The organism is Streptomyces hesseae (genome assembly GCF_031845785.1).
GTDB lineage: Bacteria > Actinomycetota > Actinomycetes > Streptomycetales > Streptomycetaceae > Streptomyces > Streptomyces hesseae.
In genome coordinates this window covers 296,850-316,351 of the sequence record NZ_JAVRFI010000006.1, presented here as the reverse complement: position 1 = coordinate 316,351, position 19,502 = coordinate 296,850, and the positions used below count along the sequence as shown (strand labels likewise).

The 19,502-nt window shown below is 75.7% G+C and carries 15 protein-coding genes; 6 read left to right on the top strand and 9 right to left on the bottom strand.

Annotation, left to right across the window (positions count from 1 at the left end):
• Positions 1-43 precede the first annotated feature (43 nt).
• Both RM609_RS13295 and RM609_RS13290 read left to right on the top strand, forming a co-directional pair.
• Positions 44-964, top strand: coding sequence for a zinc-binding dehydrogenase (locus RM609_RS13295; protein WP_311610651.1), 921 nt, complete (start codon positions 44-46; stop codon positions 962-964).
• Positions 961-1,944: an alpha/beta hydrolase family protein gene (locus RM609_RS13290; protein WP_311610650.1), complete on the top strand. Its 984-nt coding sequence runs from the start codon at positions 961-963 to the stop codon at positions 1,942-1,944. Before RM609_RS13295 ends, RM609_RS13290 begins: the two co-directional genes overlap by 4 nt.
• A gap of 38 nt (positions 1,945-1,982) precedes the next feature.
• On the opposite strand, the gene RM609_RS13285 is transcribed toward RM609_RS13290, so the two are convergent.
• From RM609_RS13285 to RM609_RS13265, 5 genes are all read right to left on the bottom strand, one after another.
• Positions 1,983-6,725: a coiled-coil domain-containing protein gene (locus RM609_RS13285; RefSeq protein ID WP_311610648.1), complete on the bottom strand. Its 4,743-nt coding sequence runs from the start codon at positions 6,723-6,725 to the stop codon at positions 1,983-1,985.
• Positions 6,726-6,796: 71 nt separating this feature from the next.
• Positions 6,797-7,615, bottom strand: a complete 819-nt coding sequence (locus RM609_RS13280) for a hypothetical protein (RefSeq protein WP_311610697.1) — start codon at positions 7,613-7,615, stop codon at positions 6,797-6,799.
• A 180-nt stretch (positions 7,616-7,795) separates the two neighbouring features.
• On the bottom strand, positions 7,796-9,337 hold the full coding sequence (locus RM609_RS13275; protein ID WP_311610646.1) for a hypothetical protein: 1,542 nt from the start codon (positions 9,335-9,337) through the stop codon (positions 7,796-7,798).
• Positions 9,338-9,479: 142 nt separating this feature from the next.
• The gene (locus RM609_RS13270; RefSeq protein WP_311610645.1) at positions 9,480-10,448 is read right to left on the bottom strand and encodes a DUF979 domain-containing protein; all 969 of its coding nucleotides are present in this window, start codon (positions 10,446-10,448) and stop codon (positions 9,480-9,482) included.
• A complete protein-coding gene (locus tag RM609_RS13265) occupies positions 10,445-11,143 on the bottom strand; it encodes a DUF969 domain-containing protein (protein WP_311610643.1) in 699 nt (232 codons plus the stop codon). The genes RM609_RS13270 and RM609_RS13265 overlap by 4 nt, the downstream gene beginning before the upstream one ends.
• Positions 11,144-11,257: 114 nt before the next feature.
• Here RM609_RS13265 and RM609_RS13260 point away from each other — a divergent pair, with 114 nt between their 5' ends.
• Genes RM609_RS13260 through RM609_RS13245 form a run of 4 tightly spaced genes read left to right on the top strand, consistent with a single transcriptional unit; the run spans position 11,258 to position 14,215 of the window.
• Positions 11,258-11,911 carry a GntR family transcriptional regulator gene (locus tag RM609_RS13260; protein ID WP_311610641.1) on the top strand — a complete coding sequence of 218 codons (654 nt, stop codon included), beginning with the start codon at positions 11,258-11,260 and terminating at the stop codon, positions 11,909-11,911.
• Positions 11,908-12,678, top strand: a complete 771-nt coding sequence (locus RM609_RS13255; protein WP_311610639.1) for a LamB/YcsF family protein — start codon at positions 11,908-11,910, stop codon at positions 12,676-12,678. The genes RM609_RS13260 and RM609_RS13255 overlap by 4 nt, the downstream gene beginning before the upstream one ends.
• Positions 12,675-13,337, top strand: a complete 663-nt coding sequence (pxpB, locus tag RM609_RS13250) for a 5-oxoprolinase subunit PxpB (protein WP_311610637.1) — start codon at positions 12,675-12,677, stop codon at positions 13,335-13,337. Before RM609_RS13255 ends, pxpB begins: the two co-directional genes overlap by 4 nt.
• Positions 13,334-14,215 (top strand): 5-oxoprolinase subunit C family protein, encoded by an 882-nt coding sequence (locus RM609_RS13245; protein ID WP_311610635.1) that lies wholly within the window; start codon positions 13,334-13,336, stop codon positions 14,213-14,215. Before pxpB ends, RM609_RS13245 begins: the two co-directional genes overlap by 4 nt.
• Positions 14,216-14,248: 33 nt before the next feature.
• On the opposite strand, the gene RM609_RS13240 is transcribed toward RM609_RS13245, so the two are convergent.
• The 4 genes from RM609_RS13240 to RM609_RS13225 all read right to left on the bottom strand — a co-directional run bounded on the left by RM609_RS13240 (position 14,249) and on the right by RM609_RS13225 (position 19,382).
• Positions 14,249-15,787, bottom strand: a complete 1,539-nt coding sequence (locus tag RM609_RS13240) for an ATP-dependent DNA ligase (RefSeq protein WP_311610633.1) — start codon at positions 15,785-15,787, stop codon at positions 14,249-14,251.
• Positions 15,788-15,823: 36 nt separating this feature from the next.
• On the bottom strand, positions 15,824-17,200 hold the full coding sequence (locus RM609_RS13235) for an FtsW/RodA/SpoVE family cell cycle protein (protein ID WP_311610632.1): 1,377 nt from the start codon (positions 17,198-17,200) through the stop codon (positions 15,824-15,826).
• 63 nt (positions 17,201-17,263) lie between these two features.
• Entirely contained in the window at positions 17,264-18,712 is a 1,449-nt protein-coding gene (locus tag RM609_RS13230) for a sensor histidine kinase (RefSeq protein ID WP_311610630.1), read from the bottom strand.
• On the bottom strand, positions 18,705-19,382 hold the full coding sequence (locus tag RM609_RS13225; RefSeq protein WP_311610629.1) for a response regulator transcription factor: 678 nt from the start codon (positions 19,380-19,382) through the stop codon (positions 18,705-18,707). The genes RM609_RS13230 and RM609_RS13225 overlap by 8 nt, the downstream gene beginning before the upstream one ends.
• Positions 19,383-19,502 lie beyond the last annotated feature (120 nt).

The window sequence follows — 19,502 nt, the reverse complement described above, 5'->3', positions numbered from 1 at the left end:
CGTTGTTGGATCGCGGGGCGGTCGCGGGGGTTGCATACCCGTCATGCGAAGACTGATTCCCACAGGGGACGCGGCGCGTCCGGTCGCGTTCGCCGAGGTCCCTCAGCCCGTCCCGGAGCCCGGTGAGGCGCTGGTCAAGGTCGAGGCGTTCGCGCCGAACCGGGGCGAGACCTTCCTCCTCGAACGCCCCCGGCCGGGGCTGCTGCCCGGCAAGGACGTCGCCGGGCTCATCGTGCAGGCCGCCGCCGACGGCTCGGGACCCGGCATCGGCACTCGTGTGGTCGGGCATCCGGCGCTGGGCGGCTGGGCCGAGTACGCCGCCGTGCCCACGCACTCGCTCGCGGTGCTCCCGGACGGCATCGACGCCGTACGGGCGGCGGCCCTGCCCCTGGCCGGGATCACCGCCCTGCGGCTGCTGCGCACGGCCGGTTCCCTGGCCGGCCGGCGGGTGCTGCTGACCGGAGCCTCGGGCGGCGTCGGCCACTACGTCACCGAACTGGCCGTCGGGGCCGGAGCCGAGCTGACGGCGGTGACGGCCACGCCGGCGCGCGGCGAGCGGCTCGCGGAGCTGGGCGCGGAGGTGGTGCACGACGTGGCGGCCGCCCAGGGGCCCTTCGACGTGGTGCTGGAGTCCACGGGCGGGCCGGATCTGCCGGTCGCCCTCTCCAAGGTGCGCCCGGGCGGCACGCTCGTCTGGTTCGGCCAGGCGAGCCGCACCCCGGTGACCCTCGACTTCTTCCAGCTGCTGGGCGGGCCCGAGCGCGTCACGATCCAGCACTTCCACTACGCCGGCGCCCCCTACGGCGACGACCTCGCGGCACTGGTGCGTCTTGTGGAACGGGGGCGGCTGCACCCGGAGATCGGCCGGACCGCCGACTGGACCGAGACCGCCGGCACCCTGGTCGACCTGCGAGAGCGCCGGATACGCGGCAAGGCGGTCCTGCTGACAGGAGGAGCACGATGAACACGTCCGAATTCGCCGCCGCCCAGTGGACACGCGCCACCGGCGCGGGCGTCGACCCCCATGAGTACCGGCGCGTCACCGACGGCCTGGCCTCCGTCGCCGACTGGGGACCGGCCTTCCTGCGCACCGGACAGGACTATCTGGAGCGCGCGGAGAACGCGGAATCCTCCGTCTCGGTGGGCGAGTACCTGCTGATGGCGGCCCGGTGGTTCCACGTCGCCACGCTCGCGCCGTACGCGGAGGCGCATCGCGCCGCCGCCGAGGCGGACCGCGCCCTGGGCAGGGCCCTGACGGTGCTGGAGCCCGGTGCCCGGCGCGTGAGCGGCGAGGGATTCACGGGCTGGCTGCGCGGCCCCGCCGACGCGCCCGGCACCGTGATCGTCGTCCCGGGCCTGGACTCGGCCAAGGAGGAGTTCCTCGATCTGGTGTCGGCGCTGCTGGCCAGGGGGCTGGCCGTGTTCGCGATGGACGGTCCCGGGCAGGGCGTGCTCGCGGCCATGTCGACCCTCCGGCCGGACTACGAACGGGTCGTGGGCCGGGTCGTCGACGCCCTCGGTGTCGCGCGCGTGGGGCTCGTCGGCCTCAGCCTGGGCGGCTATTTCGCGGCCCGGAGCGCGGCGCTGGAGCCGCGTGTGGCCGCGGTCGCGACCGTCAGCGGTCCGTTCCGCCTCGATTGGGAGGAACTGCCAGGGCCGGTGCGGGACATCATGGCCCGGCGCACCGGAGGGGCCGAGGCGGCCCGTGAGTTCGCCGGCCACGTGGACCTCTCCGCCCTGGCGCCCCGCATCGCGGCCCCGCTGCTGGTCGTGGACGGGGGCGACGACGTCATACCCGGCGCGACGAACGGCGGGCCGCTGGCCCGGCTGGCGCCGCACGGCACCTATCTGTCGGTGCCGCACGGTGATCACCTTCTGGGCAACGCGCGGGCGGACTGGCTGCCCCGGCTCGCCGACCACATCACGCGCGCCTTGGTGGGGTGAGCTCGCCCGCCCGGCATGCCGGGCGGGCGAACGGCGCGTCAGGCGCGGGCGGGCTCGGTCTGCTCGGCGAGCTCGTCCGCCGGGCGGCGGTACATGCGCGTGGCCGTGATCTGGCCGTGCACCTTCTCCTCCTCCGGGTCCTGCGGCTGCGGCAGGCCCGGGCGCAGGTGCTCCTCGACGCTGATGTACTTCAGGCCCGCCCGCAGGTCCGCGTCGTTGCGCAGCCGGATGACCAGCGGGAACTCGGCGAGGGCCGTCGTGTCGAACAGGCCGGTGGTGTAGAGCAGCTGGACGCCCAGCGCGTCGGCGACGGCCCGCTGGAGCTCCAGCAGATACGTGGCGTTGGCGCGGCCGATGGGGTTGTCCAGGAACAGCGTGCCCGCGTGCGCCTGCTTGTCGCGGCCCCGGTCGTTGCTGCGCAGCGCCGCCATGGTGCAGTACAGCGCGATGGCGGCGGTCAGCAGCTGGCCGCCGGAGAACACGTCGCCCATCTGCCGGACCGGCACGCGCTCGGCGCGCAGCACCGCGTCCGGCTTGAGGATCTCCACGGCCACGCCGCGCGGCAGCAGCGCCGCCTGCACGCCGCGCAGCAGCAGCGACATGCCGTCGCGGCGCAGGTCGGAGTTCTTCTTGACGGCGGAGCGGGTCGCCTCGTCGATGACCTCGCCCAGCCGCTCGGTGAGCGTGGCCTGGTCGGGGTCGTCGAAGCGGATGCGCAGGAACTCCTGTCCCGACCACTCCCCCAGGCCCTCGGGCAGCCGGGAGAGGCGCTGCGCGGAGCGCAGCGTGGTCAGCGAGGACTCGACCAGCCCGCGCAGCCGGTCGACGATGCTGTCGCGGTTGCGCTCCAGCTGCTCCAGCTCGTCGGTGAGGACGCGCAGGCGGGGCGCGAAGGCCTCGGCCCAGGCGGTGGCGTGCTCGGGCAGGGCGGCGGCGGGCAGTTCGCGGATCTGCTGCCGGGCGGGGGTGCGCACCTGCTCGTAGCGGGTGGAGTTGGCGTGCCGGACGAGTACGTCGCTCGCCTCGCGGACGGCGGCGTCGGCGGCCGACAGGTCGCCCGCGCAGCCGCGCAGCGAACGGCGGGTCTCGGCGGCGGCCTGCCGGGCCTCCTCCAGCGTCCCGGTGTACGGCTCGGGCTGCTCGGCGTCGTCCTCGGGGGTGTTGTCGCGCAGCAGGTCGCGCAGGAGCGCGGCCGTGTCGTCGAAGCCGGTCGCGGCGTCCTCGGCGGCGCGGTGGGCGCGCAGCAGGTCGCCGTGAGCGGTGCGGGCGGCCTCCAGGGCCTCCGTGCGGGCGGTGAGCTCGCCGGTGGCGGTGCGCAGCAGCTCCTTGGCCCGGTCGGCGCCGTCGGGCACGAGCTCCTCGGGGAGCTCGGTGTGGGCCTCGCCGTCGGCGGGGGCGAGGCGCTCGGCCTCGCCGCGCAGCCGGCCCAGTTGCTCGCTGGCGGCCGAGATGCGGGACTCCAGCGTCTGGACCAGCGACTCCGCGCGGGCGGCGGCGGCCTGCCGGGACGGGCCGTCGGCGCCGTCGGTGCCCTCCAGGAGCTGGGCGGCGCGGGTGCGCACCTTGTTGGTGAGACGCTCGAGTTCGGCGCGGGCGGCGGTCTCGTCGCTCTCGGCGCGGGCCTGCTCGGCGCGCAGGTCGGCGCCGACGCCGACCTTCTCGTAGACCTGGGAGGCGGCGCGGTAGGCCTCGCGGAGGGCGGGCAGGGAGGCGGTGGGCGCGTCGGCGCTCTCGGCGACGTCGTCGGGGGCGCCGGCGATCTCGGCGCGCTCGGCGCGCAGGGCGCGGGCGGTACGGCGCGCGTCGTCGGCCGCGCGCTGGGCGGCACGGCGGTCCTCGTCGGCGGCGCGGGCGCGGTCGACGCAGGTCTCGGCTCGCTCCTCGGCCTCGGCGGCCTCCTCGGCCAGTTCGCGCAGCCTGCTCTGCCAGTTGGCGCGCTCGCGCAGCCGGTAGGCGAGGCCGGCGAGGGCGTCGGCGACGCGGCGGGCGCGCTGGGCGGTCTCCTGGCGCTCGTCGCGCAGCCGGGCCGCCTCGGTGGCGGCCTGGTCGGCCTCGGCGCGGGCCGTACGGGCCTCGGCCAGGGTCTCCTGGGCGGTGTCGGCGGCGGTGCGGCAGCGCTCGGCCTCGGCGGCGAGCTCGGCGAGCCGCCCGGCGGGGCAGCCGGCGCGCCAGGACGCGATGCGGGCGGCGAGCGTGCGGTCGCCGGCCAGCCGGGCCGCGACGGACCGGATCTCCTCGTCGCGGGCCAGGGCCCGCTCGCGCAGGGCGTGCCGCTCCTCGTCGGCGGCGCGCTCGTCGTGCATGGCCGGGTTCGGCGGGACGAGGAAGACGCCGTCGCCGCCGTCCGTGGTGGGAGCGGGGGCGAGGAGGGCGGCGGCGGTGCCGACGGCCACGGCCGAGCGGGGCAGCAGCAAGGCCGCGGCGAGGACCTCGCGGGCCCGGGCGTGCGAGTCGGTGTCGGTGATGATGACGCCGTCGACGAGCTCGGGGCGGGCGGCCAGGACGGCCGCGTGCTCGGCGGGGTCGACGGACTGGGCGAGGTAGCGCCAGCCGGGCAGGGCGGGGATGCCGTGCTCGCCGAGGTACTCCACGGCGGCGAGCACGTCGGCGCTGGGCGGCAGCAGGCCGCCGTCGCCGAGGGCGCCGAGGATGCGGGAGTCGTCGGCGGCGGCGGTACGCAGGTCGAACAGCTGTCGCTCGGCGGCGGCGACGTTCTCGTCGAGCAGCTCGCGCAGCGCGTCGGCGCTGCGGTCGAACTCCTCGGCGGTGAGGGCCCCACCGGGCGCGCTGCCGCGCGGGACGGCGCCGTCGCCGTGCGCGGCGTGGGGACCGCTCGGCTGCCCGGCCGCCTCGCCGGCGCCGGGAGCACCGGTGCCGTCCGTGCCTCGGGCGCCGGAGGCGCCCCGCTGGCCCGGGACCTGGCCGGAGGCCGTCGGCTCCGGCAGACCGAGGAGTTCGACCAGGCGCCGGTCGGCGCCGATGGACTCCGCCGCCCGGCGCTCGGCGTCGTGGGCGGCCTCCGCCGCCGTCGCCGCGTCCGCGGCACGGGCTGCGGCGAGCTCGGCGCGGCTCTCGGCCGCGGCGGTCTCCTTCGCCTGCTCGGCGGCCTGCCGGGCCGCCTCGCGGGCGGTCTCGTAGGCGGCGACGGCCGGCTTCTCGGCGTCGCTGGCGGCGAGCGCGGCACGGGCCGGGTCGGCGTCGGGGTCGCTGTCGTCGATCCAGCCGGCGCGGACCGCCTCGGCGGTCTCCTGCTCGACCTCGGCGAGGCGCTGGCGCAGATGGCCCGATTCGCTGCGGGCGCGCTGGGCCTCGGTGGCGGCGGAGGTGGCGTCCCGGTGGGCGGCCTCGCCGGCCTCCTGGAGGGTGGCGGACCGTTCCTCCTGCTCGTTGGCGAGCCGCTCGCCCTTCTCGGCGGCGGTGTTGAGGGCCCGTACGAGCTCGGTGGCGGCCAGGGAGCGGGCGGCCAGCGCCGGGGCGGCGTCCCGTTCGGCCTCGTGGATGGCGGCGGCGACGCGCGCGGAGCGGTCGGCGGCGGCGCGGTGGCGCAGCACGGTCTCGGCGGCCTGCCAGGCGGAGTGCAGCGTACGGGCGTCGTTGAGCTCGCGGCGCTGGGCGGCGGCGGACTTCTCGGCGGCGGCCAGCGCGAGGGAGGCGTGGCGGTAGGCGAGTTCGGCGGCGACCAGGGCGGCGCGGCCGCGCCCGGTCTCGGCGTCGGTGACGGCGTGCGCGGCGGCGGCGACCCGCTCGGCGAGCTCGACGACGCGGCCGCGCTCCTCGGCGCCGCGCGCGGACAGCCGGCGGGCGAGGAGGCGGGTGCGGCGCTCGGCGCCGGTGTGCACGCCCCGGGCCCGGTCGCGCTGCCCGGCGGCCTCGGCGATGCGGGAGAGCAGGTCGAGGGAGCCGGCGGTGAAGTCCCGTTCGGCGGTCAGCTCGGCGCGGCGGCCCAGCTTGTGGGCGAAGCCGTGGACCAGGTCGGCGAGGCCGTCGGTGTCCCGGGTGTCGGTGACCGCGCGCAGCAGCAGGTCGGTGAAGTCGGAGTCGTTCTTGACGGCGAAGAGGCCGGCGGCCTCACCTTCGTCGGCGTTCATCTCGCGCTGGTAGCGGAAGAGCTCGGGGTCCAGGCCCAGCTCGCCGAGGTGCTCGTTCCAGCGCTCGTGGATCTCCTCCCACACCACGTCCAGGTTGGGGTAGGCCTTGCCGGCCTCGGTGAGGGCGTCGCGGAAGCCCTTCATGGTGCGGCGGCGGCCCCGGGCGCCGGAGGCGCCGTCCGCCTTGGGGCGCATCGCGGAGGACTCGGCGACGGGCAGCGAGTCCAGGCTGAGACCGGGGCCGGGCCGGAAGGAGTACCAGGCCTCGGCGAACTTGCGGGGGTCGTTGGAGACCTGGCGGCCGCGCCACTCGCTGACCTTGCCGACGACGACGCTCTCGCCGGTGAGGACGTGCTGCCACTCCAGGGCGACGTGACCGCAGTCGTCGGCGAGGAGGAACTTGCGGAGCACGCCGGAGCTGGCGCCGCCCAGGGTGTTGCGGTGGCCCGGCAGCATCACCGAGAAGATCAGCTTGAGCAGGACGGACTTGCCGCCGCCGTTCTCCAGGAAGAGCACGCCGGCGGGCGCGGGGCGGCGCGGCGGGCCGACGGGCTCGTCCTCGAAGAACTCCGCCTGCGCGGGCGCGGGGTTCGGCACCGGCGCGCCGACCCCGCGCAGGTCCAGCACGGTGTCGGCATAGCGCGCGCCGGCGGGCCCGATGGAGTAGAGGCGGACCCGGGACAGCTCGTACATGGCGGCGGACTCTCGTTTGTTTGTCGCTGGGTTGACGGTTTACGGACGGGATGATGGCCGGCCGGGGGTTCTCACCCGTGGAAGGGCAGGCCCGCGTCGGCGACCAGTTCGAGGTCGTCGGTGTCGTCCGGCGGGAGCAGGGTGGGGGTGCCGTCCCCGACGGGGACGACGCCCAGCTCCAGCAGCTCGGCCATGGCGGCGGTGGCGGCCATGTCGCGGACCTGGAGCTGGTAGCGGGCGGTGGTGCGGAAGGCGCCGCCCGCGTCGTCGCCGGTGCGCTGGAGGAAGCCGGAGTCGACGAGGAAGGCGACGGCCTTGGCGATGATGCCGGTGGTGGACCCGGCGAGGCGGCGGGCGTCCTTGGTGGCGCCGGTGGCGCTGCGGCGCGCGTAGACCCGCCAGGCCGCCTCCAGGCCGGGGGCGTCGCTGGTGGGGTCGGTGTTCTCGCCCTGCTCGGCGGCCCGCTCCTCCAGCCGGCGGCACGCCTGGCGGACGAACGCGTCGACGCCGTTGACGGTGATACGGCCGATGTAGCCGTCGTCGGCGAGGTCCTCGGGGCGCGGGAAGGCCATGGCCGCGACGGCGAGGTGGGCGAGGCCGTGGAGGAAGCGGTCGCCGGAGTCGACGGTGGCCCGGCGGGCGTAGTCGCCCATGCGGACGGCGAAGACGGAGTCCTCGGCGGCGGTGACGGCCATGCCCGCGCGGGTGGAGACCTCCAGCACGATGAGCCCGAGCCCGGCGGCGACGGCGTCGGCGAGGCGCGCGAACGCGGGCTCGTCGCGGTGCCGGCGCAGCAGGTCGGCGTACTCGGCGTCGCGGGCGGGCTGGAGCTTGGGCTGGAGGCCGAAGGCGATGAGGCGGGCGGCGTCGGCGGCGTCGGCGGGGGTCACCTGAGCGGTGCCGCTCGCCGCTCGGGGTTCACCGGTCTCGCCGGTGCCGGGTTCCTCGGCGGGGGCCTCGGCGTCGTACTCAGTCACGGTTGGTGCTCCTGCTGGGGTCCATGGGGTGTGGTCGGTTCGGCACCGCCGGGCACGCGGTCGAGGGCTGTGCCCCGGACCCGGGGACGGCGCTCACGACGCCTCCGCCCGGTCCGCCGCCATGCCCGCCGCGTCCAGGAGGGCCCTGCCCACGATGAGGTCGGCGCCGCCGAACTCCGGGTCGTCGAGGCGGGTGCCGTCGTCGACGGCGAAGAGCAGGGACTGCTCACCCTGGCGGTAGGCCGTGCCGACGGAGGGGCTGGCGGCGTGGACGGCCAGCAGGGCGAGGAGGTAGGGCAGTTCGGGGTCGCGGCGGCGGGCCTCGGCGAGCAGGCCGGAGAGGCGGCGCGGCGCGTCGGCGGGCAGGTCGAGCAGCTCCAGGGCACTCGCCAGCTGCTCCTCGCTGAAGCGGCTGTCGTCGGGCGTCTCGACCAGGTCCGGCTCGGGCATCTCCGCGCCCAGGTGCTCGCGCTCGACGGGCGGCGTGAGCAGCATCTCGACGAGGTCGCCGACCCGTACCGAGGCCGGGACGCGCAGGCCCGTGCCGCGGGCGAAGAAGGCGTCGGTGACCCGGCCCGCCCGCTCCAGGGGCAGCGGCAGAACGGGCGCCAGGAGCTGGCCGTAGAGGTCGAGGCCGGCACTGGCGGCGGGTGTGGCGAAGGCCTGCCGGTCCTGCTCGGCGCGGAAGAGCGGGCCGGCCTCCAGGAGGCGGGACTGGAGCTGGGTGTGCCGGCGGATGCAGTCCTTGACGATGTCGACGAGCTCGGCGGCGCGCCGCTTGTGCTCGGCCGTCTTCGAGTCGACCGCGGCTTCGGCCTCGTCGCGCGCCTTGCGGATGTTGGTGAGGATCGCGTTCTCGTGGCGGTAGCGGTCGGCGACGTGGTCGAGCGCCTCGGCGATCATGTCGGGGACGGTCTGGAGCCAGTCGACGGCGCGGACGTTGCGCCGGGTGGCGTCGAGGGTCTTGCGGAGGGTCTCCGCGTACTGCACGGTCCGGTAGCGGGCCTGCTCGGCGGCGAGCTGGGCGTCGGCGAGGCGGCCCCGGCTGATGAGGACCTCCAGCTTGACCTCGGCGGCGATCTGCGCGCTGGTGACGTCCGTGTCGAGGGCGCCGACCAGGACGTTGACCGCCTCGTCGGTGGTGCGCAGGAAGACCGTGCCGCCGGGCCCGGGGACCTCCTCGATGAGCTTGAAGTCGTAGTCGCGCCTGACGTACGCGCCGTCGGCGCCGAACGTGCCGTAGACGGCGCGGAAGCCCCGGTCGACGCTGCCGACGTTGATGAGGTTCTCCAGGACCCAGCGGGCGACGCGCTCGTGCTCGGCGGCCGGCCGCTCGGGGGCCTGCGCGGCGACGCGCGGCTGGAGCCTGGCCACTATCTGCTCGTGGTCGGCCCCGGTGTCGAAGTCCATGTTGAGCGTGACGAGGTCGATGGCGGACAGCGCCACCTCCGCCATGGCGTAGACGCCGAACTCCCCCGCGAGGTTGGCCTTGCGCGCGTCGAGGTCGTGCAGCGGCGCGGTGCAGGCGAGCGCGCGCAGCCGACGGGCCAGGCCCTCGTCGGCGGCGGGGCCCGGGGCCGGCCGGGAAGGCCCGTTGAGCTGGGGCGGAACGGCCGCCGGGGCTGGAGAAGTCACGTCGCACAGAGTAGGTGGTCGCACCGACAACGGACGAAACGGCACGGGCTCGGCCGGGCCGCCGGCCCATCAGTCTAGGGCCGGGCCCCGCCCGTCCGGACGGCGCCCCTCCGGTCGTCCGTCACCCGTCACCCGCCACCCGTCACACCGCAAAAACGGACATGATGCCTATATTGCAGCCGAGCAGGACGAACGCCGTGGGCAGCTGTGCCTTGATGGGCCCGTACTGGTCCGTCAGCTCCAGCAGGGCCGCCGGGACCAGGTTGTAGTTCGCCGCCATGGGCGTCACCAGCGCGCCGCAGAAGCCCGCGAGCATGCCGACGGCGAGGACGGCGGCGGGGTTGCCGTGCGCCTGCTCCACGAGGACGGGCCAGCCGACGGCGGCGGTCATCACGGGGAAGGCGGCGAAGCCGTTGCCCATGAGGACGGTGAAGAGGAACATGCCGCAGCAGTAGACGACGACCGCGAGGAACACCGAACCCTGCGGCAGTACGGCCGCGGTGAGGCGGCCGACCTGCTTGCCGACGCCCGCGTCGGCGAAGATGGCGCCGAGCGTGGCGAGCAGCTGCGGCAGCAGCATGGCCCAGCCCATGGCCTCCAGCATCGAGCGCCCCGCGTGCAGCGGTACGGACGGCCGCCGCTCACGCAGCATCACCATGCCGAGGGCGAGCGCGACGACGGCGCCGATGCCCAGCCCCAGGACGGTCTCGCTGCCCTTCTGGAGGACCGGTACCCCGCCGAGGGACACCCGCTTCAGCCCGACCGCGCACACCAGGGCGACGGCGGGGATGGTGAGGGCGGGTACGAAGAGCGCGTTGCCGTGCCGGCGGGCGTCGGCCGCCCGCCGCTCCGGGCCGGCGGTGCGGGGCGTACCGCGGCCGGTGAGGCCGAAGCCGGCCAGGCAGGCCATGACGAGGACGGCGGCGCCCAGCGGTTCGGGCGGGGCGCTCCCGTCGGCCACCCATGTGCCGTAGCAGAAGCCCGCGCCGAGCAGGCCCCAGAAGGCGGCGGTGCCCAGGCGCCGGGGGTTGGTGCGGTCGGCGAGCATCTGGGCGGACATCACCAGGAGGACGCCGCCGACGAGCCAGTAGAACCACTCCGCCTTGATCATTTGACCGCGTCCTCCGGTTCCCTGTGGCCTGTCGGCGGGTGCGCGAGGGCGCGGTCCAGGCGCAGCAGCCGCCAGCCGTGGACGGCGAGGGCGCACAGCGCGGTGGGCACGGCCCACAGCGCGAGGTCCAGCGGCTCCAGGTGCGCGTGGTAGGTGGTGTTGACGAATCCGGTGATCAGCAGGATCGAGCCGACGGCGAGGAAGACGTCCTCGCCGAAGAAGAGCCCGACGTTGTCCGCGCTGGCGGCGAACGAGCGCACCTTCTCCCGCGCCCGGCCGGACAGCGGCCCATGGCTGCGCTCGGCCGCGCCCTCGGCCATGGGCGCGGCGAGCGGGCGCACGGTCTGGGCCGGCCCGAACACTCCGTTGAGCCCGAGGGCCGCCGTGAGCTGGCGCAGCAGGAGGTAGAGGGCGAGGAAGCGGCCGGCGGTGAGCCCGGCGAAGCGGCCGATCAGATGCCGGGCCTGTTCCTGGAGGCCGTGGCGCTCCAGCAGGCCGATGACGGGGAGGGTGATGGCGAAGACGGTCACCGCGCGGCTGGAGGCGAAGCCGGTGCCGAAGTCGGCGAGGATCCGCTGCGGGGACAGCCCGCCCAGCAGGCCGGTGACGATGCCGGCCGCGCCGACCACCAGCAGGGGGTTGCGCCTCGTGGCGAAGCCCGCTACGACCACGAGGACACCCAGGAGTACGAGCATGCGTGGGCCTTCCGCATTCCCGGACCTCACTCGATCAGGTGAGGCGACTGCGGAGGACGCTAAGATATTGTTCAACAATCCTCAATAGGTGACGCTGGACGAATGAGCGAACCCATGGCCCGAACCACCGCTTCCGGCGCCCAGCGCGTCGCCGCGGCGCTGCGCGACCGGATCGAGGGCGGGGAACTGCCGCCCGGCACCCAGCTGTCGGAGGAGGCCCTGGGGCGGGAGCTCGGGGTGTCGCGCAACACGCTGCGCGAGGCATTCCGGCTGCTCGTCCACGAGAACCTCGTCGTCCACCTCCTCAACCGCGGGGTGTTCGTCCGGGTCCTGGAGCCCGCCGACGTCGTGGACATCTACCGGATGCGGGCGGCCCTGGAGACCGCGGGCGTACGGGCGGCCCCCGGCGCCCCGCCCGCCGCGCTCTCGGCCGTCACGGCCGCCGTGGCCGAGGCCGAGCGGGCCGCCGCCGACGGCGACTGGCGCCGGGTCGGCTCAGCGGACCTCTTCTTCCACCGGGCGCTCGCCGCACTCGCCGGCAGCGAGCGCGTCGACACGGCGATGGACCGCCTGCTGGCCGAACTGCGGCTCGCCTTCCACGAGATGCCCTCGCCCCGGCGCTTCCACGAACCGTTCGTCGCACGCAACCGCGCGATCGCCCGGCTGCTGACGGAAGGCGCGCACGAGCGCGCCGAGGCGGAGCTGACCACCTATCTGGACGACGCGCGAGCGATCGTCCTCGACGCGATGAGGGAGACCGACCGATGACGCCGATGGTGACGTCGATGGACCTCAACGCCGACCTCGGCGAAGGTTTCGGCCGCTGGCGCCTGACCGACGACGACGCCCTGCTGTCGGTCGTCACCAGCGCCAACGTGGCCTGCGGCTTCCACGCCGGCGACCCCTCCACCATGCGGTGGGTGTGCGAGCGCGCCGCCGAACGCGGAGTGCGCGTGGGGGCCCAGGTCTCCTACCGCGACCTCGCGGGCTTCGGGCGCCGCGCCATGGACGTGCCCCCGGACGAGCTCGCCGACGAGATCACCTATCAGATCGGCGCGCTGCGCGTCTTCGCCCGGGCCGCCGGGACGGATGTGACGTATGTGAAGCCCCATGGCGCGCTCTACAACCGTGTGGTCACCGACGTCGAGCAGGCCGAGGCCGTCGTGAGCGGGGTGCTGCGCGCGGGCGGGACGCTGCCCGTCCTGGGCCTGCCCGGGTCGCGGCTGCACGAGGCGGCGGAGCGCGCCGGACTGCCGGTCGTCGCCGAGGCGTTCGCCGACCGCGCGTACACCGCGCTCGGCACGCTCGTACCGCGCCGGGACCCGGGGGCCGTGGTCCTCGACCCGGACGCGGTAGTCGCCCGGTCCGTCCGTATCGCCCGTGACGCGGAGGTCTCCGCGCTCACCGGTGAGGACGTCGCCGTCCGGGCGCGTTCGCTGTGCGTCCACGGCGACACCCCGGGGGCGGCGCTGCTGGCCCGGCGGGTGCGCGAGGCGCTCTCGGCGGCGGGGGTCGCGGTGGAGGCGTTCGCGTGAGCGCCGCCGGCGGCCCCCCGGGCGTACCGCTCGACGGCGGCGCGCGGCGCGTCCTGCCCGTCGGGCGGCACGCCCTGCTCGTGGAGGTCGCCACCGCCGAGGAGGCCCAGGCCCTCCACGCCGAACTGCTGCGGCGCCGCGACGCGGGCACTCTGCCGCCCGTGCGCGAGATCGTGCCGGCCGCCCGGACCGTGCTGCTGGACGGGCTCGCCGACCCGCACGGCCTCGCCGCCGAACTGCCCCGCTGGGACGTGCCGCCCGTGGCCACCGCCGACGCGCCGCTCGTCGTGCTGCCCGTCCGCTACGACGGGGCCGACCTCGCGGAGGTCGCCGCGCTGTGGGGGGTGACCGAGGACGAGGTGGCGCGCATTCATTCCGGCATCGAATTCCGCGTCGCCTTCTGTGGATTCGCGCCGGGTTTCGGCTATCTCACCGGGCTTCCGGAGCGTTTGCACGTACCGCGCCGGGCCACGCCGCGCACCTCCGTGCCCGTCGGCGCGGTCGGGCTGGCCGGCCCGTACACCGGCGTCTACCCACGCTCCTCCCCCGGCGGCTGGCAAATCGTCGGCCGGACGGACGCAGTGCTGTGGGACCCGGAACGGGAGCCGGCGGCGCTGCTCGCGCCGGGGACGCGAGTCCGCTTCGAGGAGCACGGATGACCGACCTGAACGCTCTCACCGCCGTCACCGTCCTCCGGGCCGGGGCGCTCACCACCGTCCAGGACCTGGGCCGGCCCGGCCACGCCCACCTCGGCGTGCCCCGCTCCGGCGCCCTCGACGAACCCGCCCACCGGCTCGCCAACCGCCTGGTCGGCAACCCCGTGGACCACGCCACGCTGGAGACGACCATCGACGGCTGCGCCGTACGGGTCGACGCGGCCGTGACCGTGGCCGTGACGGGCGCGCCCTGCGCGGTACGGGCCGATGGGCGGCCCGTGGCGTGGGGCGCGCCGGTGCGGGTGCCCGCGGGGGCGGTCCTGGAGGTGGGCGCCGCCACGGCGGGGCTGCGGTCGTACGTGGCCTTCGCGGGCGGGGTAGCGGTGCCGCCGGTGCTGGGCAGCCGGTCGCGGGACCTGCTGTCGGGGCTGGGCCCGGAGCCGCTCTCCGACGGCGCCCGGCTGCCGCTGGGGGCGCCCTGCGGGCCGCCGGCGGGCGTGGACGCCGTGCCGTGCGTGGCGCTGCCGCTCGATGAGCTCGTTCTGCCGGTCGTTCTCGGGCCGCGGGCGGACTGGTTCGCGCCGGAGGCGGTGGGGGTGCTGGCTGGCGGCGGTTTCCGGGTGTCGTCCGCGAGCAACCGGATCGGGCTGCGGGTGGACGGGCCGGGGCTGCCGCGGATCCGGGGCGGTGAACTGCCGAGCGAGGGGCTGGTCCTGGGGGCGGTCCAGGTGCCGCCGGACGGGCGGCCGGTCGTCTTTCTCGCGGACCACCCCACGACGGGGGGCTACCCGGTCGTCGGCGTCGTTCCCGAGCCGTCCCTCCCGGGCGCGGCCCAGTCCCCACCGGGCACGCCGATCCGCTTCGTCCCGCAGCGTGGGTGACCCCCCGCGAGGGGCCCGGGGCGGAGCCCCCGGTCAGGGCAGAAAGCCCAGCACCGTCTCCACCGTGTCCGCCTCCTCCGGCCCCTTGTCCTCGCGGTACCGCACCACCCGCGCGAATCTCAACGTCACCCCCGCCGGATACCGCGAAGACCGCTGCAAACCGTCGAACGCGATCTCCACCACCAGCTCCGGCCGCACCCGCACCACATACCCGTCGTCGCTCACCGCCAGCGACCCCAGCCGGTCCGTCTGCCAGGCCAGCATGTCGTCCGTCAGGCCCTTGAACGTCTTGCCCAGCATGGCGAACGAGCCGTCCGGGCGGCGCGCTCCCAGGTGGAGGTTGGAGAGCCGGCCGTGCCGCCGGCCGTGGCCCCACTCCGCCGCCAGGATCACCAGGTCCAGCGTGTGCACCGGCTTCACCTTCAGCCATGCCGCGCCCCGGCGGCCGGCGACATAGGCGGCGTCCAGGGCCTTGAGCATCACGCCCTCGCGGCCGTCGCGCAGCACGTCCGCCGCGAAGTCCCGGGCCGAGGCCCGGGCGGTCTCGTCCGAGGGGTCCGCCACCACCAGCCGCCGCACCCGCAGGGACTCGGGTACCACGCGGGCCAGCACGGCGTGGCGTTCGGCTGTCGGCAGTGCCAGCAGTTCCCTGCCCTCGACGGCCAGCACGTCGAAGAAGACCGCTGACAAGGGAAGCGTCGACGCCTTCGTTCCCGCTCCCTCCGTTCGCGTCCCGACCCGGCCCGCGACGTCCTGGAACGCGTGGGGGCGGCCCGCCGCGTCCAGGGCGACGGCCTCGCCGTCCAGGACCACCGACGACACCGGCAACTCCAGCGCCGCCCCCACCAGTTCCGGCAGCCGTCCGGTGATCTCGTCCAGCGTGCGGGTGAAGACGCGCACGTCCCCGCCGTCGCGGTGCACCTGTACCCGGACCCCGTCGAGCTTCTCCTCCACCGCGCACGGCCCCAGCCGGTCCAGCGCCTCGTCGACGTCCTTCGCGCTCCGCGCCAGCATCGGCAGCACCGGCCGCCCCACCTCCAGCCGGAACCCCGCCGGCGCCCCCGGACCGTCGGCCAGCAGCGCCCGGGCCACCGCGCCCAGCGAGCCGCCGAGCATCACCGCCCGCCGTACCTCCTCCGGCGCCGCCCCCGTCGCGGCCGCGAGGCCCTCCACGGCCAGCGCGTCCAGGGCGCCCTGCCGCAACTCGCCGCCGATCAGCCGCAGCAGGAAGTGCTGCTCCCGTTCCGTCGCCGCCCCCAGCAGCCCGTCCAGGAGTCGTCTGCGCTCGGCCCGCGCGCCCGGTCCCGCCACGGCGGCGATCGCGGTCAGCGCCCGGTCCACGTCCCCCACGGTCAGCGAGGGCGCGGCGGCCGGGGCGGGCACGTCCCGCAGCGTGCTCCAGCCGACCCCGGTCCGGCGCTGCGGCAGCCGGCCCGCCAGATACGGGATCACGATCGGCGCCTCGTCCGGCCCGGCCGCCCGGAACACCCCGGCCAGCACGGCGGTCTTCGCCGACCGGGAACGGGTCGCCGCGATCTCCTCCGACGCCCGCGCGACGTCGCTCAGCAGCATGCCTTCATCGTGCGCCCCGGCCGGGGGCGGCGCAGGTCAGGAGTCCGGCCCGTCCTGTCTCGCCGCTTGGTTCCCGCCCTGTCTCCCCGCGTTGTCGCTGACCCTGATCAGCAGCGCCACCATCAGCCAGTTCGCCACCAGCGACGAACCGCTCTTCGCCAGGAACGGCAGCGCCTTGCCGGTCAGCGGGATCAGGCCCATCACCCCGCCCGCCACCACGAAGACCTGGAGCGCCAGCGCCGCCGCCAGGCCCATCGCCAGCAGCTTGCCGAACGGGTCGGCCGAGCGCAGCGCCGTGCTCAGGCCCCGCTGCGCCAGCAGCGCGTAGAGGACGAGGACGACCATCGTGCCGGCCAGCCCCAGGTCCTCCCCGACGGTCGTGAGGATGAAGTCGCTGCGGCCCGCGAAGCCGATCAGCTCCGGGTGGCCCCGGCCCAGCCCCGCGCCCGTGACGCCGCCGCTGCCGAAGCCGAACAGCGCCTGGGCGGCCTGTGGGGAGAACGTGCTGCCCGGCTCGAACGCCCCGAAGGGGTGCAGCCAGGCGTCGACCCGGCTCTTGACGTGCGGCTCCAGCGAGCCGACGACGCCCGCCCCCACGACGGCCATCAGCAGCCCGCACACCACCCAGCTGGTCCGCTCGGTGGCCGCGTAGAGCATCACCACGAACAGCCCGAAGAAGATCAGCGAGGTGCCCAGATCCCGCTCCAGGACCAGCACCATCAGGCTCAGCACCCACACCGTCACGATCGGCCCCAGCTGCCGGCCCGGTGGCAGCCGTACGCCCAGGAACCGGCGGCCGGTCAGGGCGAGCGCGTCGCGGTGGGTGACCAGATAGCCCGCGAAGAACACCGCGATCATGGTCTTGACGAACTCGCCGGGCTGGAAGGACAGCGGCCCGATGAAGATCCACCGCTTGGCGCCGTAGGTGTCCCCGGGGAAGAACGCGGGCGCCATCAGCAGCACCAGCGCCACGGCCATCGTCAGATAGATGTAGCGCTGGAGCCGGCGGTGGTCGCGCAGCAACACCAGCACCAGCACGCACAGGCCCACCCCGATCACCGTCCACATCAGCTGGCCGGAGGCGGTGGGCTCGGCGTGGTACCGCGCGCGGTAGGCCGGGTCCAGCCGGTACAGCAGCACCAGCCCGAACACGGAGAGCAGCACCGCCAGCGGCAGGATCAGGGGATCGGCGTGCGGGGCCCAGCGGCGCACCGCCAGATGCGGCACCAGCGCCAGGCAGGTCATGCTCCCCGCGAACCCCGGGAGCCCGCCGGGCACGCTCCCCGTGGTCGCCAGGCCGGTGTACAGATAGCCGAAACAGCTGATGAGAACGGTGAGGCCGAGCAGCAGCGCCTCCCCGCGCCGGCGCCGGTACGCGGTGGCTCGTACGGTTTCCACGGTCACACCGGCCATGGTGATCGGCGGGTGCTGAAAGAAATCTGAGGTTCCTGAAGGCCCGTTCAGAAGTCCCGGAATCTAAAAGCCCCGGAAGCGGCGCTTCCCGACCGGTTCACCCGTCTCCTCCGGCAGCGGGAAACGCGCCACCAGGAGCGCTCCGCCGCCCGTCCGCGCGCCCGCCGCCAGATCGCCGCCGTGCGCCCGGGCGATCTCCCGGGCGATGGCCAGCCCCAGCCCGCTGCCGCCGCTCTCCCGGTCGCGCGCCGCGTCCAGCCGCACGAACCGCTCGAAGACCCGCTCCCGCTGCTCCGGCGGGATCCCGGGCCCGTCGTCGACGACCTCCAGCACCGCACACCGGCCCGTTCCCGCCTCCGGTTCCCCCTCCATGACGTACGCCCGCACGGTGACCCCCGAGGCGGCGTGCCGCAGGGCGTTGTCCACCAGGTTGGCCAGCAGCCGTTCCAGCTGGGCCGCCCGGCCGCGCAGCGGTACGGGCCCGGGGGCGTCCACCGTGACCGGTACCCGGGGCGCGGGGCGGCGGGCGGCCTCCTCGGCGGCCAGCAGCGCCAGGTCGACGGGTTCCGTCGCGCCCGAGGGGACGCGCGCGTCGAACCGGGCGAGCAGCAGCAGGTCCGCCGCGACGCGCTGGAGCCGCACGGTGTCGGCCAGGGCCGCCCGTACCGACTCCGTCGTCGGCCCGCCGGGCGCGCTCAGCGCGACCTCCAGCTGGGAGCGCACGGCGGCCACGGGGTTGCGCAGCTCGTGGGAGGCGTCGGCGACGAACTGCCGCTGTCTGCCGACCGCCTGCTCCAGCCGGTCCAGGGTGGCGTTGACGGTCAGGGCCAGCCGGGCCACCTCGTCGTCGGCCGGCGGCTCGGGCACCCGGCGGTCCAGCTCGCTGGCGGTCACCGCCGCCAGTTCGGTACGGATCCGGGTCACCGGCCGCAGCGCCAGCCCGGTGACCGCCCAGCCGAGGCCGGCGGCCAACGCGATCAGCAGGGGCGCGGCGGCGAGCAGGCCCATGGCGATGGTGTGGGTGGCGTCGTCGACGTCGCTGAGGACGGTCAGCGCGTAGACGTAGTGTTCCTCCGCGCCGGGCGGTGTGGCGCGGACGACCACGAGGTCGCCGCGCTGGCCGCCCATGGCCCGGGTCACCGTGGAGGCGGTGTCGGCGCCCGGGGCGGGCCGCAGCGGGGCGAACCGGCGGGCCAGGGGCTCGGCCGAGGGGCGGGTCGTGGCGATCACCGTGCCGCGCGGGTCGAGGACGAGCACGACGTCGACGCCGTCCCGGGGCGCGGGCAGCAGCGCGGGCAGTGGTCCGGCGTCCGCCCGGGCCGCCACCTCGCGGGCGGCCAGCTCGGTGCGGCCGCTCACGTTGTCCAGGAGGTTGGCGCGCAGGACCGTGTAGAGCCAGGCCCCGCCCGCCGTGAGCAGCAGTGCCATCGCCAGCGCGGCCGCCGCCGCGCAGCGGCCCCGGACGGTCCGGGGGAAGGGACGGGGGCGGCGCGGCCGGAGGGGCTCAGCCACCGTCGGGCGCCATGCGGTAGCCGGTGCCGTGCACGGTGAGGATGGACCGGCGGCCGAAGGGCGCGTCGATCTTCCTGCGGAGGGAGGAGACATAGACCTCGACGATGTTGGGGTCCGTCCCGCCGGGCGAGTCCCACACCTCGTCGAGGACGTCCCGCTTGGCCACCGTCCCTCCCTCGGCGGCCATCAGGCAGCGCAGTACGGCCAGCTCGCGGGCGGTCAGCTCGATCTCCCGGCCGCCCCGGCGGCAGCGCCGCCCGGCCGTGTCCAGCTCCAGGTCCCCGGCCCGCAGCACGGGGCTGCCGGCCGCGCCCCGGCGGCGGCCCAGAGCCCGCAGCCGGGCGAGCAGCACCACGAAGGAGAACGGCTTGGTGAGGTAGTCGTCGGCGCCCGCGTCGAGCCCCTCCGCCTCGTCGTACTCGCCGTCCCTCGCCGTCAGCATCAGCACCGGCGTCCACACGCCCAGCCGGCGCAGCCGCCCGCAGACCTCGTAGCCGTCGAGGCCCGGCAGCATCACATCCAGGATGATCACGTCGTACGGGCCGGCCAGGGCGGCCTCCAGGCCCCGGTGCCCGTCGTGGACGACGTCCGCCCAGTGTCCCTCGGCGGCCAGCCCCCGTCGGAGGGTGTCCGCGAGACCCGTCTCGTCCTCGACTATCAAGATGCGCACGCCCCAAGCCTCACATAGCTGACGGGACGCAACTCGGGCACCGCCATCCGGAGTCACGGTGCGTGATGTCGCGCACACTTAGTGGAAGGGTCGTAACCGGGCGGTGTCGCGGCGGGTTGA

Excerpts from the sequence above, each read along its gene's own strand:
- RM609_RS13295 (WP_311610651.1), top strand. The coding sequence starts at position 44 with ATGCGAAGACTGATTCCCACAGGGGACGCGGCGCGTCCGGTCGCGTTC.
- RM609_RS13290 (WP_311610650.1), top strand. The coding sequence starts at position 961 with ATGAACACGTCCGAATTCGCCGCCGCCCAGTGGACACGCGCCACCGGC.
- RM609_RS13285 (WP_311610648.1), bottom strand. The coding sequence starts at position 6,725 with ATGTACGAGCTGTCCCGGGTCCGCCTCTACTCCATCGGGCCCGCCGGC.
- RM609_RS13270 (WP_311610645.1), bottom strand. The coding sequence starts at position 10,448 with ATGATCAAGGCGGAGTGGTTCTACTGGCTCGTCGGCGGCGTCCTCCTG.
- RM609_RS13265 (WP_311610643.1), bottom strand. The coding sequence starts at position 11,143 with ATGCTCGTACTCCTGGGTGTCCTCGTGGTCGTAGCGGGCTTCGCCACG.
- RM609_RS13260 (WP_311610641.1), top strand. The coding sequence starts at position 11,258 with ATGGCCCGAACCACCGCTTCCGGCGCCCAGCGCGTCGCCGCGGCGCTG.
- RM609_RS13255 (WP_311610639.1), top strand. The coding sequence starts at position 11,908 with ATGACGCCGATGGTGACGTCGATGGACCTCAACGCCGACCTCGGCGAA.
- RM609_RS13245 (WP_311610635.1), top strand. The coding sequence starts at position 13,334 with ATGACCGACCTGAACGCTCTCACCGCCGTCACCGTCCTCCGGGCCGGG.
- RM609_RS13240 (WP_311610633.1), bottom strand. The coding sequence starts at position 15,787 with ATGCTGCTGAGCGACGTCGCGCGGGCGTCGGAGGAGATCGCGGCGACC.
- RM609_RS13235 (WP_311610632.1), bottom strand. The coding sequence starts at position 17,200 with ATGGCCGGTGTGACCGTGGAAACCGTACGAGCCACCGCGTACCGGCGC.